17 protein-coding genes are annotated in these 14,679 nt (G+C 69.6%); 14 read left to right on the top strand and 3 right to left on the bottom strand.

All coding sequences use genetic code 11. The annotated features are described in order from the left end of the window. The first annotated feature begins 122 nt into the window (after positions 1-122). The 10 genes from HALOF300_RS26390 to HALOF300_RS26435 all read left to right on the top strand — a co-directional run bounded on the left by HALOF300_RS26390 (position 123) and on the right by HALOF300_RS26435 (position 9,596). Positions 123-581, top strand: coding sequence for an Hcp family type VI secretion system effector (locus HALOF300_RS26390; RefSeq protein WP_156743845.1), 459 nt, complete (start codon positions 123-125; stop codon positions 579-581). A 15-nt stretch (positions 582-596) separates the two neighbouring features. Beyond that, positions 597-1,388 carry a putative protein N(5)-glutamine methyltransferase gene (locus HALOF300_RS26395; RefSeq protein ID WP_408637052.1) on the top strand — a complete coding sequence of 264 codons (792 nt, stop codon included), beginning with the start codon at positions 597-599 and terminating at the stop codon, positions 1,386-1,388. A 121-nt stretch (positions 1,389-1,509) separates the two neighbouring features. Next, the gene (locus tag HALOF300_RS26400) at positions 1,510-4,572 is read left to right on the top strand and encodes a hypothetical protein (RefSeq protein ID WP_156743846.1); all 3,063 of its coding nucleotides are present in this window, start codon (positions 1,510-1,512) and stop codon (positions 4,570-4,572) included. Between the two features lie 59 nt (positions 4,573-4,631). Then, entirely contained in the window at positions 4,632-5,075 is a 444-nt protein-coding gene (locus HALOF300_RS26405) for a helix-turn-helix transcriptional regulator (protein ID WP_156743847.1), read from the top strand. 5 nt (positions 5,076-5,080) lie between these two features. Beyond that, entirely contained in the window at positions 5,081-5,494 is a 414-nt protein-coding gene (locus tag HALOF300_RS26410; RefSeq protein ID WP_156743848.1) for a VOC family protein, read from the top strand. An 18-nt stretch (positions 5,495-5,512) separates the two neighbouring features. After that, a complete protein-coding gene (locus tag HALOF300_RS26415; protein ID WP_156743849.1) occupies positions 5,513-7,891 on the top strand; it encodes an ATP-binding cassette domain-containing protein in 2,379 nt (792 codons plus the stop codon). 53 nt (positions 7,892-7,944) lie between these two features. Then, positions 7,945-8,367 carry a VOC family protein gene (locus tag HALOF300_RS26420; RefSeq protein WP_156743850.1) on the top strand — a complete coding sequence of 141 codons (423 nt, stop codon included), beginning with the start codon at positions 7,945-7,947 and terminating at the stop codon, positions 8,365-8,367. A 67-nt stretch (positions 8,368-8,434) separates the two neighbouring features. Continuing rightward, positions 8,435-8,773, top strand: coding sequence for an NUDIX domain-containing protein (locus tag HALOF300_RS26425; RefSeq protein WP_231955795.1), 339 nt, complete (start codon positions 8,435-8,437; stop codon positions 8,771-8,773). A gap of 134 nt (positions 8,774-8,907) precedes the next feature. Next, positions 8,908-9,192: an ArsR/SmtB family transcription factor gene (locus HALOF300_RS26430; protein WP_197522858.1), complete on the top strand. Its 285-nt coding sequence runs from the start codon at positions 8,908-8,910 to the stop codon at positions 9,190-9,192. Beyond that, positions 9,189-9,596, top strand: coding sequence for a VOC family protein (locus HALOF300_RS26435; RefSeq protein WP_156743852.1), 408 nt, complete (start codon positions 9,189-9,191; stop codon positions 9,594-9,596). Before HALOF300_RS26430 ends, HALOF300_RS26435 begins: the two co-directional genes overlap by 4 nt. 36 nt (positions 9,597-9,632) lie before the next feature. On the opposite strand, the gene HALOF300_RS26440 is transcribed toward HALOF300_RS26435, so the two are convergent. Then, on the bottom strand, positions 9,633-10,118 hold the full coding sequence (locus HALOF300_RS26440) for a GNAT family N-acetyltransferase (RefSeq protein ID WP_197522859.1): 486 nt from the start codon (positions 10,116-10,118) through the stop codon (positions 9,633-9,635). 346 nt (positions 10,119-10,464) lie between these two features. On the opposite strand from HALOF300_RS26440, the gene HALOF300_RS26445 reads away from it, so the two are divergent. The 3 genes from HALOF300_RS26445 to HALOF300_RS26455 all read left to right on the top strand — a co-directional run bounded on the left by HALOF300_RS26445 (position 10,465) and on the right by HALOF300_RS26455 (position 12,347). Beyond that, on the top strand, positions 10,465-11,031 hold the full coding sequence (locus HALOF300_RS26445; protein ID WP_156743854.1) for a GNAT family N-acetyltransferase: 567 nt from the start codon (positions 10,465-10,467) through the stop codon (positions 11,029-11,031). A 37-nt stretch (positions 11,032-11,068) separates the two neighbouring features. Then, positions 11,069-11,680: a hypothetical protein gene (locus tag HALOF300_RS26450; RefSeq protein ID WP_231955796.1), complete on the top strand. Its 612-nt coding sequence runs from the start codon at positions 11,069-11,071 to the stop codon at positions 11,678-11,680. 88 nt (positions 11,681-11,768) lie between these two features. After that, on the top strand, positions 11,769-12,347 hold the full coding sequence (locus tag HALOF300_RS26455) for a dihydrofolate reductase family protein (protein ID WP_156743856.1): 579 nt from the start codon (positions 11,769-11,771) through the stop codon (positions 12,345-12,347). A 33-nt stretch (positions 12,348-12,380) separates the two neighbouring features. On the opposite strand, the gene HALOF300_RS26460 is transcribed toward HALOF300_RS26455, so the two are convergent. Together HALOF300_RS26460 and HALOF300_RS26465 are read right to left on the bottom strand one after the other, a co-directional pair. Beyond that, a complete protein-coding gene (locus HALOF300_RS26460; RefSeq protein WP_231955797.1) occupies positions 12,381-13,271 on the bottom strand; it encodes a carbohydrate kinase family protein in 891 nt (296 codons plus the stop codon). Positions 13,272-13,364: 93 nt separating this feature from the next. Continuing rightward, positions 13,365-13,757 carry a YunG family protein gene (locus HALOF300_RS26465; RefSeq protein WP_231955798.1) on the bottom strand — a complete coding sequence of 131 codons (393 nt, stop codon included), beginning with the start codon at positions 13,755-13,757 and terminating at the stop codon, positions 13,365-13,367. Positions 13,758-13,848: 91 nt separating this feature from the next. On the opposite strand from HALOF300_RS26465, the gene HALOF300_RS26470 reads away from it, so the two are divergent. Then, complete coding sequence (locus HALOF300_RS26470) at positions 13,849-14,562, top strand: DUF2199 domain-containing protein (RefSeq protein ID WP_156743858.1); 714 nt, start codon at positions 13,849-13,851, stop codon at positions 14,560-14,562. Positions 14,563-14,679 lie beyond the last annotated feature (117 nt).

Here is a 14,679-nt window from a genome sequence, read left to right on the forward strand (position 1 = left end):
CATCCTGTGGACGACAATCACGTCACGGACGACCCCGGAGCGGTCGATACTGATGATCGACCGCCTCGGCCAACCTGCCGTCCTCAGACGACACCCGCGAACGGCGATCGCAGGAGGGAATCATGGCGATCCAGGGCTTTCTCAAGATCCCCGGCATCCCGGGGGCGAGCGTTCGTGAGGGTCACGAGGACGAGATCGAGTTCCACGGGATCGAGTTCGGGATGGCTGCGGCACAGGCGCCGGGTGGAAGTGGCGTCGGAGCGGCGCGGGTGGGACGGGTGACCCTTGAGCCGATCCGCGTCGTGAAGCACTACGACGTGTCGTCACCGGCACTGAAGCAGGTGCTGTACCGCGGTGAGCACGTCCGGGAGGCGGTCTTCGCGATGACTCGGACGGTCGACGGTGACACCGCCGACTACCTCGTGGTCACGCTCACCGATGCCAGCGTGATCGGCTACGACCTGCGGTCGGCGCCCGAACCGGACCTACTCGAGGAGTCCATCACGTTCACCTACCGCGCGGTGACCTTCGTCTATGACGGAACCCACGAAGTGGAACTGGAGGGCCGTCGTGCCCGTTGACGCCCGGCGGTGGCGGTGCGCCCGTTGATCCCACAGCTCGCCGACCAGTCCGAGACGGTGCTGCGTCTGCGCGCAGCCGGCTGTGTCTTCGCGGAGGACGAGGCTCGTCTCCTGCACGAGGCCGCGGTAGGTGCCTCCGAACTCGAGGAACTCCTAGCCCGGCGAATCGCGGGCGAACCCCTCGAACAGATCCTCGGCTGGGCCGGGTTCGGAGGGTTGCGGATCCTCCTCGAGCCCGGGGTGTTCGTGCCACGCGCGCGCACCGAGTTCCTCGCCGACCGGGCCGCCGCCCTGTTGTGCCCAGGGGACGTGGCCGTTGACCTCTGCTGCGGGGCAGGGGCCATTGCCGCCGTGCTCGCAACTCGGGTCCCCGGCCTCGACCTGCACGCGGCCGATGTCCAGACGGAAGCGGTTCGCTGCGCACGCCGGAACCTGGCCGGCCACGCCCGGGTGCATTCCGGCGACCTGTACGCCGCGCTCCCGGCCGAGCTCGCCGGCAGTGTCCGGGTGCTCGTCGCGAACACCCCGTACGTACCCACCGACGCGATCGCCCAGCTGCCGCCGGAAGCGCGCGACCACGAGCCGCACCTGACCCTCGACGGCGGGCCGGACGGCCTGGACGTCCAGCGCCGACTCGCCGCCGGAGCCGCTCGGTGGCTCGCCCCCGGTGGGTACCTGCTCGTCGAGACGAGCGACGAGCAGGGCCCGACGGCGGCCCGCGTCTTCTCCGAGCACGGCCTGGTGGCCGACGTGCTCAGCGAAGACGAGGTCGGCGCCACCGTGGTGCGGGGCCGCCTCCCCTGCTGAGGCTCGCTCCTGGTAGGAAGACCTCGTGTCCTCGGGAAGGGCGTGGGCGATGTCGGGGGTGAGGACTAGATTCGGACGCAACGTCGGTCAGTCGGTCGGACACCAGGTCGGGAGCGTGACGATGCGCAACAGGTGCCCCGGCCGGGGCAGGACCGCCGAGCCGGCCGATCCTGCAGCCATCTCCGTACTGGAACTGCGGGTACACGGAATCGGCAACACGCCGCCCGCGGTGCTCCTCGACCTGCCGCCTGCGGAGATCATCCAGTCGCGTGGAGATGCGCTGGGCAGCTTCTGGGTGCCGACGGACGCCGCCGCCGAACGCGACCGCGCGCTGCCCGCCGAGGACGTGCACGTGATCCGGCCGGATACGCGCCGGGAGGCCTACTCCTGGGGCGCGATGGCTCGGCTGTCCACCGTGCCGGGGTGGGGCTTGATCGGGGCACTTGCGCGCGGCCTGGTCCGGGTCGGTTGGACGGTGCTCATCCCGTTCGGCTTGGCCAACGTGGCCTACTGGAGCCGCAGCCTGCCCAGCGGATCTGCCGGCTGGCGGGCCGGCAACGGAGCGGCGAGTGTCCGTGTCTTCTCGCTGCTCCTGACGCTGTTGTTCACCACGTCGACGGCGTCGGTCACCCTCGGCCTGCTCGCCGGGCAGTGCTTCCCGGCCGCGCAGACGGTGACCACGCCGGCCGGAGGAGCCGAGGTGGACGTCGCCCTCGCGTGCGCACGGCTGCCCGGGTTCGCCCAGACCCTGGCCGCGTGGGACCCCGGGGCCCGGACCGCGCTGCTCGCTCTCGTGCCGCTCCTCGCCGTCGTCGCCCTCTGGCTGATCTCCCTGACCGGCCAGGTCCGCTACGAGGAGCGGATGTCGCCCGCCCGTGCGGACGCCACGGCGCCCGCAGCCGGGTCGGGCCACGCACGCAGCGGCGCAGGGCCGGTCCCGCTCGCTCCGCGACCCGCCGAACCGGTTCCGGGACCGAGCCCGGGCGTTCCGGTCCTGGCCACGCCGGGCTTCTGGGGCCACCGTCTGCTCACCGTGACCACGGGTCGCCTCCATCTGGCGGCGGCCGCTTCCATGCTCACCGCGGTACTCGCATGGGACGGTGTGCTCGGCAACGTTCCGGCGTGCCGGAGACTGACCGGTGCCGTCACCACCGCGTGCACCGACCGCGCCATCGCGGCGGCGGGGGAGCGCCCGCTGCTGGCCGGACTTGGGGCGGCCGCGACGGTGCTCCTGGCCTGGGCGGTCGCCCGGGTGTGCATCGGGTCGGAGGCGAGCCCGGATGTCGGGAGCGCCGGACGCGGCCGCCGCGTCCAGTCCGGCTCGTTGCTGCTGGGCTCGCTGGCCGTGTTCACGGGTGCGCTCGTCTCCACCTGGCGTGCGGAGGCCCCGCAGCCGTCCGCGGGCTACGCCGGGCTTGAGGCGATCCCGGTGCTGCTCGTCGCCGCGCTCCTCGGGATCGCCGTCGCGGCACTCGGCTGGCGGGGCGGGCTGCGGGCTCGCTGGTGGGTGCCGCTGCTGGCCCTCGGTACGGTCGGTTGCGGGGGGTTCGCAGTGCTGCGCGTCGCGGCCGACTGGGCCGTGCTCCTGCTCGGCGCCGGCGTGGTGGCGCTGTTCGCCCTGCTCGTGCTGGTGCTGAGGGCATTGCGGCGTCCGTCCGGTGCGGGCGAGGGCTGGTCCGGGGGTGGCCCGGGTGTGCTCCTGCTCCTTGCCGGGGGCGCCGCGATGATCCTCTCGACGCTGGTCGTGCTCGGGACGGAGGCGTTCCTGAACGGCGCCGGTCCACAGGTACCGTTCGCCGTCGCGGCTGGTTCTGCCCTGACCCTCCCGACGGCGGAACTCGCCACCGTGGGCGAGCTCGCCCGTGCCCAGGCGGACTGGCCTGCTGTGCTGGCGGCGCCGCAGGCCTATGCGGAGTTCGGCCTCGCGACGCTGCTCACGTTGGCGGCACTGGTGATCGCGGTGATCCCGCCCGCGCTGCGGGCGCTCCTGGGTACCCGGCCGGTGCCGGGAGCGTCGCGTATGTGGTTGGACCCCAGCCACGGTGACCCTGGCACCCCCGACCGCGGCAACGAGCGCAGTAGCGCGCGGCGGAGTGGGGATCGTCGTCGGTCCAGCCTCGGCTCCAGGCGGGACGGTGGCGGCAGTGCCGCAGACTCGCAGATCCAGCGTTCGCGACAGGTCGCGGCGGCGATCCAGCGCGCCGAGCCGGTGGTCGGCTGGGTCGCCGGCGGCGCCGCGCTGGCGCTCGCGCTCACCCTACTCACGCGAGTGCCCCGGCCGCCCGCGTCGGCGGAGACGACGGGAGACGGATGGGGGCGCGCCGGGGCGGCGGAGTCCGGTACGGGGTTCGTCGGAATCCCCCTGCCGCCCTGGGCCCTGCCTGAGGACGTCACCACCTGGGCGATCGGCGCGGTCGGGGCCGCCGCGGTGGCGCTGCTGGGCGCCATGCTCGCGGGAGCGGTCGGCACCGGCGCCCGCCCACTCGGGATCCTCTGGGACATGCTCTGCTTCCTACCGCGGGCGGCGCACCCGTTCGGGCCGCCGTGCTACGCGGAGCGGGCGGTGCCGGAACTCCGGGGCCGTATCGACGCCTGGCTCGGCGGAGCCGAGTACGACGCGCGCTCCCTCGCTGCGCCGGCAGACCGGCGAGTGGTGCTCTCGGCGCACTCCCTCGGTGCGGTGCTGGCGGTCGCCGTCCTGCTCGCACGACCGCGAGATCCCGCGACCGCTCGCATCGGCCTGCTCACCTACGGCACCCAGGTGCGCGGCTTCTTCGGACGCTACTTCCCCGAGCTGCTCGGCTCGGTGGCGACCGGGAACCCGCCATGCCGGGCACCGTCCTACCTGGCCGCGGATCCTTGGCACCTCGACCGGGCGGAGCCGATTCCTCCAGTGGGCCGGCTACCGACCGGAAGGCACACGCTGACCGCCCTGTTGACCGGTCCCGGCCAGGACGAACCGGCGTGGGTGAATCTCTGGCGCCGCACGGATCCGCTCGGGCTCCCGGTCCACTCCTACCGCGACAACGAGATCGATCGCGGCGCGGAGGAGTGCGATCGGGGCGGGTATCTGTTCGGGGTGATGGCGCACTCGGGATATCCGCGTGCGTTCGCCTACCACCGGGCCCTTGCCGAGGTGCTGGCCCGGCTGTCCCCGCACCGGTCCCGCCCCGCCCGCCGATGACCGGCATTGCGGTGGCCACGCGCTGGGAAAGTACGGGTGAGCATGGCAGGATCTAGCGAGTGCCGAAGGACGAAGCGGAGCGGCTGAGCGACCTGAAGAGACTGCGGCGGGTCCGCGACCGGATCGATCGCGAGTACGCGCAGCCACTCAACGTGGATGCGCTGGCGCAGGCCGAGTACATGTCGTCCGGTCACCTGAGCCGGGAGTTCCGGGCCGCGTTCGGCGAGTCCCCGTACAGCTACCTGATGACCAGACGCATCGAGCGCGCCATGGCGCTCCTGCGCGTGGGCGAGCTCTCCGTGACCGAGGTCTGCTTCGCCGTCGGGTTCTCCTCCCTCGGCACGTTCAGCACCCGGTTCACCGAACTCGTCGGCATGCCGCCCAGCGTCTACCGGACCGAGGATGCAGGGCCGCCAGCGGGCATCCCGGCATGCGTCGCGAAACGGGTCGCACGACCGATCAGGAATCGAGAAGCGCCCGCACCGACACCGGAACTACCGTGAGGCGCATGGACATCACCATTCACCAGGCATATCTTCCGCAGACCGATCCGGACGCCGCACTGGCGTTCTATCGGGACACACTCGGCTTCGAGGTTCGCAACGACGTCGAGTACCAGGGCCTGCACTGGCTCACCGTCGGCCCTCCCGGACAGCCCGATACCTCGATCGTGCTGACCCCACCGGCGGCCGACCCGGGCATCACCGAGGACGAACGCAAGGTCATCGCAGAGATGATGGCCAAGGGCACCTACGCCGGGATCAACCTCGCGACCTCCAACCTCGACGAGGCGTTCGAGAAGGTCCAGGCCGGCACGGCCGGCGAGGTCGTCCAGGAGCCGACCGAGCAGCCCTGGGGGGTACGGGACGCCGCGTTCCGGGACCCGTCCGGCAACATGATCCGCATCTTCGAGAGCAAGTAGACACCGTTGGAGACACCGATGAACACCGCCGCGCACGCAGCCGACAGCCACGACCTGATCCGCGTGCACGGTGCCCGGGAGAACAATCTCAAGGACATCAGCGTCGATCTCCCGAAGAGACGGCTGACGGTGTTCACCGGGGTCTCCGGCTCCGGTAAGAGCTCGCTGGTCTTCGCCACCATCGCGGCGGAGTCCCAGCGGCTCATCAACGAGACCTACAGCGCGTTCGTCCAGGGCTTCATGCCCGCCATGGCCCGGCCGGACGTGGACCTGCTCGAAGGGCTGACGACCGCGATCCTGGTGGACCAGGAACGGATCGGCGCCAACCCGCGGTCCACGGTCGGCACGATCACCGACGCGAACGCGATGCTGCGCATCGTGTTCAGCCGGCTCGGTCGGCCACACATCGGATCGCCGCAGGCCTTCTCCTTCAACGTCGCCTCCATCAGCGGCGCCGGTGCCGTGACGTACGAGCGGGGCGGCGAGACCGTCAAGGAGCGACGGGATTTCGCCGTCGTCGGCGGGATGTGCCCGAGGTGCGAGGGTCGTGGCGCTGTGACCGACTTCGACCGTTCCGCGCTGTATGACGAGACGAAGTCCCTGAACGAGGGTGCCCTGACGATCCCCGGTTACTCCATGGACGGCTGGTACGGCCGCATCTTCCGCGGCTCCGGCTGGTTCGACATGGACAAGCCGATCGGGAAGTACACGAAGAAGGAACTGGACGCGCTGCTGTACAAGCCCGCCACCAAGCTCAAGGTCGAGGGCATCAACCTCACCTACCTCGGCCTGATTCCGCAGATCCAGAAGTCGTTCCTCGCCAAGGACGTCGACTCGATGCAGCCGCACATCCGCGCGTTCGTGGAGCGGGCCGTGACGTTCGCGACCTGCCCGGAGTGCGCTGGCACGCGGCTCAACGAAGGGGCGCGCTCGTCGAAGGTCAACGGCATCAGCATCGCGGACGCATGCGACATGCAGATCAGTGACCTCGCCGAGTGGGTGCGCGAGCTCGACGAGCCATCGGTCGGCCCGCTGCTGGACTCCCTCGGGGACACCCTCGACTCGTTCGTCGACATCGGACTGGGCTACCTCAGCCTCGCCCGGCCCTCCGGCACTCTCTCCGGTGGCGAGGCACAGCGCACCAAGATGATCCGCCACCTCGGCTCCTCGCTCACCGACATCACCTACGTCTTCGACGAGCCCAGCGTCGGCCTGCACCCGCACGACATCCAGCGCATGAACCGGCTGCTCCTCCAGCTACGGGACAAGGGCAACACGGTCCTGGTCGTGGAGCACAAGCCCGAGGTCATCGGGATAGCCGACCACGTCGTCGACCTCGGGCCACGCGCGGGCACGGCCGGGGGAGAGGTGATGTTCGAGGGCACGGTCGAGGGACTGCGCGCCGCCGACACCATCACCGGCAAGCACCTCGACGACAGGGCGAGGCTCAAGGACTCGGTACGGACGCCGTCGGGCGCTCTGGAGGTTCGCGCAGCGAACACGAACAACCTCCGCAACGTCAACGTCGACATCCCGCTCGGGGTGCTCGCCGTCCTGACCGGGGTCGCAGGTTCGGGCAAGAGTTCCCTGATCGGCGGCTCCGTCGCCGGACGCGAAGGCGTGGTGACCATCGACCAGACCGCGATCCGCGGGTCCCGGCGCAGCAATCCGGCCACCTATACCGGGCTGCTCGAACCGATCCGGAAGGCGTTCGCGAAGGCCAACGGTGTCAAGCCCGCGCTGTTCAGCGCGAACTCCGAGGGCGCCTGCCCGGCGTGCAAGGGCGCCGGGGTGGTCTACCAGGACCTCGGGATCATGGCGGGCGTCGCCACGACCTGCGTGGAGTGCGAAGGCAAACGGTTCCAGGCCGCCGTGTTGGAGTACCACCTCGGCGGCCGCGACATCAGCGAGGTGCTCGCGATGCCTGTGGCGGAGGCGAAGGTGTTCTTCGCCGAGGGCGAGTCGCGGATCCCGGCCGCGCACAAGATCCTGGTCCGCCTCGACGACGTCGGCCTCGGCTACGTGAGCCTCGGACAGCCGCTCACGACGCTGTCCGGCGGCGAGCGGCAACGCCTCAAGCTGGCCGCACAGATGGGGGACAAGGGCGAGGTCTATATCCTCGACGAGCCGACCAGCGGCCTGCACCTGGCGGACGTCGAGCAGCTCCTCTCGCTGCTCGACCGACTCGTGGATTCGGGCAAGTCCGTGATCGTGATCGAGCACCACCAAGCCGTCATGGCGCACGCCGACTGGATCATCGACCTCGGTCCAGGAGCGGGGCACGACGGCGGTGCGATCGTCTTCGAGGGCACGCCGGCCGAGCTCGTGGCACAGCGCTCCACGCTGACGGCCGAGCATCTCGCCGACTACGTCGGTGCGGGGAAGCTGGTCTCGTAGGCGGACCCCAGCACGGTATCTTGATCTCGAGATATCTATCCGGGAGGACCCAGATGCGACTGCACCACGTCCAGATCTCGATGCCGGTGGGCCAGGAGGACCTCGCGCGACGGTTCTACGCCGACGCCCTCGGCCTGACCGAGGTGGCCAAGCCCGCCGCGCTGGCCGGGCGCGGTGGGTGCTGGTTCCGAGCCTTCACAGACGGGTTGGTGACGGCGGAGCTCCATCTCGGGGTCGACGACCCGTTCGCGCCGGCCAAGAAGGCGCACCCGGCGCTCATGGTGGAGAACCCCGCTGAGCTCCGGGCGCTGGGGGAGCGCGTGGCCGAGGCCGGCTTCGAGGTCTCCTGGGCGGAGCGGACCACGTTCAGCGGCTACGAGAGGTTCCACTGCCGCGACGGGTTCGACAACCGCATCGAGGTCATGACGACGCTCGGGAAGCCGGAGCGCGGGGATCGGCCTGGCCCGGCAAACTGACAATGGCTACGGTGCTCCGATGTAGGCCCGAGTCTCCGAAGCCCTGTCCTTCGAGCGCGCGCGGGACTTGGCGCGGCGGCACAACTGGCGCGAGAAGGTGCTCGTCCTGGAGCACACCGAGTCCTACCCCACGGCGGGCGTCCAGGTGCCGGCGGGTGGGGTTGACCCGGGCGAGGATCCGGCGGACACGGCGACCCGGGAGCTCTTCGAGGAGACCGGCCTGCGCGTTCCTGGACCCGCGCAGTACCTCAGCTCCCAGCGCTGGCACGACGAGGCGGCGCCATCACGGATCCGGCACTACTACCGGCTCACTGCGCCGCTGGAGACGCCGGACCGATGGGAGCACGTGGTCAGCGCGGGAGAGGAGGATTCCGGGTGCTGTTCCGGTTGCCCTTCCGGCCGTTGACCGATCCAGGGCTCACGCCGGGGTTCGGTTGGGACGCCGAGCTCGAGCAGGTCCGCAGGTCGCCCACGCCGACATGAGCGGGTGCACGGGGTCGGGACTTGATACGCAAGCGCCCACTTGCCTATAGTGTTCACATGGCCGATGTGTTCCGCGCCCTCGACGATGAGACGAGGCGTCTCGTCCTGGACCAGTTGGCGACGCGGGACGGGCAGACGCTCTTCGAGATCTGCTCGATCCTGGCGGCGCGGTACGACGTCAGCCTGACGCGCCAGGCGATCTCGCAGCATCTCGGAGTCCTCGAGGAAGCCGGGCTGATCAGGACCGAGCGACTCGGGCGTTCCAAGTACCACTACTTCACCCCAGAGCCACTCGCCGAGATCGCTCGGCGGTGGCCGACCGGACAAAGGACCGAACCATGAGGATCGAACTGACCAGCATCTTCGTCGACGACCAGCGGGCCGCCCTCGACTTCTACACCGGCGTACTCGGCTTCACCAAGCGTCACGACATCCCGCTCGGGGACAACTTCTGGTTGACCGTCGCCTCGCCGGAGGTACCCGACGGTCCCGAACTGCTCCTGGAGCCGTCGGACCACCCCGCTGCTCGCGCATACCGGGCCGCGCTCGTCGAGGACGGGATCCCGCTCGTGCAGTTCGCCGTCGATGACGTCGACGCCGAGCACGCCCGGCTGACCGAGCGTGGGGTCGTGTTCACGCAGCCGCCCACGGACATCGGAACCGCCGGCGTGGCGGTCTTCGACGACACCTGCGGCAACCTCGTGCAGATCGTCGCCGTGAAGCCGGAGACGGTGGCCGCTGGTTGACGCGGCGGGGGAGTCGACCGGCTCACTCCGGCCGGCTCACGGTCCGTCGGTGACACTCCACAACAGTTCGGGATTGTGCTCGAAACCCGCGCGTTCATACATCGGCACCGACAGTGGCGATGCGTGGACGGTCACATGTTCACACCCTCGGCGGCGGGCCTCCTGCAGGACCGCCGCGACGAGCCGGCTCCCGACGCCACGTCCGCGGAACTCCCGCAGCACGTAGCAGGACTGTAGGTCGCCGTTGAGGCGCTGCATCCGGTCCGGCGCCGGGACTCGCTCGAGAAGTGCCAGCCAGGCCATGCCGATCGCACTCCCGGACGACCGAGCGACGAACGCGACGTGCGAGTCACCGTGGGTGCGAGCCCAGGCGGCGGCAGCGGTGACGTAGTCGTCGTGGTTCGGCAGGTTCGCGCCGCCGTAGGGCTGGTCGTGGACCCAGTGCCACCGTAAGGAGGCCACCTGGCCGAGTTCGTGATCGCGAGCTGGGCGCACGTCGACCTCGGGTGTCGTCTCGGTCACCTCACCATCGTGGCAGACCGACGTCGCGGATCGTGGCAGGCGTGGCGGGCGACGATATCCACGAGTCCTGCGCCGTACACACCGGTACATTCTCAGGACGGAGTCGGCCAACGAGGAGGCGGACATGTCTGTCACAGAGCTCCACGCCGCCGGGCAAGGGCTCAGGAACTGGCAACCCTGCTCCTACAGCGTGCCCGACGGGCCGATCCGACGGCGGGCCTCTGGGAGGCCACGGACGTGCAGCGGTGGTGGCGCAGTCCACGACGCTCCGACGATGTCGAGAAACCGTTCGCCCTGGAACACGCGGCGGAGTGCTCCGGGAACCGGTTCGAGGTACCCCTGAGTGATGACGATCGTGTCTCTCGGGGGTTGGCCGAGCGACCGGGTCAGGGCACCCGCTGCGGGCTTCACGCTCGTTGACCGCACGCAGCGCCCGGACACGGCGCACCCGGTGCGGCGCCGGAGCGGCGAGGACATCGCACGATGCCTGGAGCAGTGTTCCCTCTACGACCAGGCCCTGGACCTGGCCATAGAGAATGCCGAGGGACGGACCGCGGGGTACGCGCTGTTCTGGTTCGACGCGGACACGAAGGTGGGACTGGTCGAACCCGTGCAGGTCGAGGACGGCTACCAGCGCCGAGGCCTCGCCCGGGCGATGCTGTGCGCGGGGATCGACCGCCTCACCGCCAGAGGAGCCGAGCGGGTGAAGGTCTCGTCCGAGACGCACGCGGCGGGCGCGCGCTGTATCAAGGCACCGGGTTCCGGCCGACGTCCACGGCGACCTGATATCGCTCGAATCACGGGTAGGGGAGTAACGCGTCGGTCTGAAGAACGGATGTTCGACCGGGGGACTCCAGCTCTTGAGGAGCTCGGCCACCCATTTCCCGTTTACACGCGACCTACCCTGTGTTGATGAAGCGGTTCCACTGCGCCGACGGGCACGAGATCTGATGTTGCTGTCACTGACGGGCGCCAGCGGCGCAGGAAAATCGACCACGCTGGCGCACCTGACTGCGATGAATTGGGCACAGCCGATCGTCTGCGTCGAGTTCGACTCTGTGGGTGTGCCTCCGGACGCCGACACCGCGTGGCGACACGCCGTGATCGAGCAGTGGGTCAAGCGAGCCCTGGCTGCCCAGGATGAAGGCAGCCACGTCCTGCTGTGCGGTCAGGTTCCGATCGGCGAGCTTCTGGCCGCGCCGTCGGCAGATCGGCTCGATGGCATCGCTGCGTGCGTGCTGCACTGTTCACCCGAGGTACGCCGAGCCCGACTGCTGGAGCGCCGCGAGCCCGAAGACAGCCTGGAACACCACGTCGCATTCGGTGAGTGGTTCCACGGACACGCCGTGGACCCGACGTTCCACCCGGAGGTCATCCGCGTCGACAGCCCCGTGCCGATGAGATGGGAGCGGTGGCAGGACTGGCGCTCCGACGACCCCCGCTGGCCGGCCCATGTGGTCGAGACGGACGGATTGACGCCGGTGCAGGTGGCCCAATGCGTGGTGACTTGGGCGCGTGATGTCCTCACCCAGGGTGCCCTTCGACTCTCTGCTGAGCGGTGAGTGCCGCGCACACGTCGTAGGCGCGGCTGTCCTTCGCGCCTGTCGAACGCTCCGGTGAGTTCGGGTCGCTGGTCCGGTCTATCCAGGCATGGCAACCGTACTCATGCACGCAGTGGTGTCCCTCGACGGGTTCATCGCAGATGACGACGACGGCGTCGGACCGCTCTTCGACTGGTACTTCAACGGCGACCGTCCGCTGGACCATATGGGGATGAGCCTCTCGCAGGCGTCCTACGACTACACGCGACCGATGTGGGACTCGATCGGGGCGACGATCATGGGCAGGCACCTGTTCGACCTGACGAATGGTTGGGAGGCCAAGGCACCAGCGGGGGAGCACCTCGTGGTCGTCTCCCACCGGCCGAAACCGGCTGGCTGGCATCCCGAGGCCGACGTCCCCTTCTTCGAGAACGTCCCTGACGCCGTCGCGGACGCCAGCCGGCGTGCCGGTACCGGCGTGGTCGCTCTCTGCGCCGGCGACGTCGGCGGTCAGGCGCTGGCAGCAGGTCTCGTCGATGAGGTGGCGATGGACGTCGTCCCCGTCGTGTTCGGCTCAGGGAAGCGCTACTTCGGGCCGGTCGACGGCCAGCACCTGCTTGACGACCCACACGCCGTGATCCAGGGCAACCGCGTGTTGCACCTGCGCTATCGCGTGCGGAAGGGGTGACACCCGGACGGCGCCGTGTGGCCGCCTTGGGAGTCATGGAGTCCGCTCGGCCACCGGATCGTCGCAGACGTCGTCGAGCAGGGGACTGAGGTGCCATGAAGTCAGTGCGTGTGCCGCTTGCCCGGCACCCGCCGACAGCGACGTACCCACATCGGCACCGGCGAGCGTCGCGTCGAGGAACCCGGCCAGAAAGGCGTCGCCGGCGCCGTTCGTGTCGACGATCCGCTCGACCGGCGCCGCCGGCGCCCGCCACTCGCGATGCTCAGCGTCCACGGCACGGGCACCCTCGGCACCGAGCGTGCAGACGACGACGCTCGCTCCGCCGTCGACCAGCTCGTGCATGAAGTCGCCCGGTGCGTCCAGACCGTCGGCGTTCATGAACACGTGTGAGGCACTCTCGATGAACGGCCGATGGAACAGTGCCTGCCCGTCGTAGTCGTGCAGGTCGGTCCAGACGAGGTCGCGTCGGGCTCCGGTGAGCGTGACGAGTTCGCGTGTCCATCCGGCCAGGTCGACCACCACCGCTCGCGCGTCGCGAACCCGCGCGACCAGACGAGAGGCGACCACCTCGGGGTCCAGGTCAGAGTCCGGGACCGACAGGTAGATCGAGACCCGCTCGCCGCGCTCGGTCAGCAGGTTCGCGTGGCGCTCACTCGCCCCCGCGACCGTGATCGCGTCGTGGTCGATCCCGGCCCGGGACAGCGCGTCGGCCACCGATCGTCCCGCAGCGTCCGACCCGACCAGCGTGGTCAGATGCGACGAGCGACCCAGCTCGGCCAGGTGCAGGGCCTTGCCGGCGGACGTGCCGCCGAGCGTCTCGAAGGTCGTCCGTGCGAACACCGTCTGAGATCGGGGTTCGGGGAGTTCGTCCAGGTGAATCAGAGTGTTCCACGAGGCTGGCCCCAGTACCTCGACGTCGACCATGGACGTCATGGTAGGCGGATCGCGTCGGCACGCCGTGACCGGTGAGCGCCAGCGTGCGGGGATCTCTCCCCGCCTGGACCCGGCACCGTCGGGTCAGGCGATTCGGTTCAGGCGGACGTTGACAGCTGCCAGCAGTCGGTCGCATCTGGCGATGGTCTGCGGCGTGTCGCCCAGCTCGTGCCGGTCCAGCGTCTGCCGAGACGCCACCACGGATCCGGGCGGAAACTGCTGCCAGGTGAGGTCGACCGCCATCAGGTCACACCCAACCCGGAGTTCGTTCCAGAAGTGGACCTCGTGGCCGACGCCGGTCCATACCGTCCCCTTGACGATGTCGGCGGCAGGCAAGAAGTGCTGGACGACGCGCGCCGTCGGATAGCACTGTCCGAGCGCGGGAATTCGTTCGTCCCAGACGCCGCGGTATGACGTGCGGCGACTCCACGACGCTTCGAGCGCCTCCCGGAGCACGATCAGGTCTACGGCGGTCACACAGCGCAGAGTATCGATGGTCGCGGCATGACCCACGCAACCCCTCGAGCCTCAGGTCGGCGGGGCGGAGCTCGCCTCCCACCACGACCGGATGGGTGACGATCGCACCCTCGTCGAGCCCGGCCCGCATGGCCGCCGCGCCAAGGGTCTGGCAGGCACGGGAGTTGATCAGGCGGGCGTGGCGGGGGAGCGGTGCGGCGGGGTCGTGGCAGGAGCAGACGCAGGTGCGCCGGTCCTGCGCATGGGCGGGACCGTCGTGAATCATGGGCACATGAGGAGTTCTGCGGCAGACCGCGAATGGATGTGCAGCGTCTGTGGTGCCCAACACAGCGGACTGAACATGGTCTTTGGGCCCAGCGGTCCCGACTCGTGGGCTGCAGCGAGTCCCGAGGACCGCGCACGAGGCGAGATCAGTCGCGACGTGTGCGTGCTACCCACGGACGAAGGCACCTTCTACTTCATCCGCGGCGAACTGCGGGTCCCGGTGACTGACGCCGTCATCGGCGACTTCGCCTGGTCGGTGTGGGCCTCACTGAGCGAACGAAACATGCAGCTCGCGGCGAAGCGTTGGGACGACCCGAATCGAGTCAATCTCGATCCGATGTTCGGGTGGCTCAACAACCGGCTGGCACCCTTCGACCCGCCGACGATGAACTTGGCGGTCAACGTCCACACCCGCCCGCCGGGCGTCGTTCCGCTCATCGAACTGGATCCATCGTCCGATCACCCTCTCGCATTGGAACAACAGGAGGGCATCACTCTCCACCGCGTAGCGGAATTGAACCGTCTCCTGCTCGCGGAGTAGATGCAGTCACCGCTCACGTACCAGTCCGCGACTTGCCGTGACCGCAGCGGCAAGACCTACTTCTTCTACCGTTGGCTAACTGGCAGGGACGGGAGTTGATGAGCCGGGAGTAGCAGT

This window comes from Occultella aeris, assembly GCF_902703175.1.
GTDB lineage: Bacteria > Actinomycetota > Actinomycetes > Actinomycetales > Beutenbergiaceae > Occultella > Occultella aeris.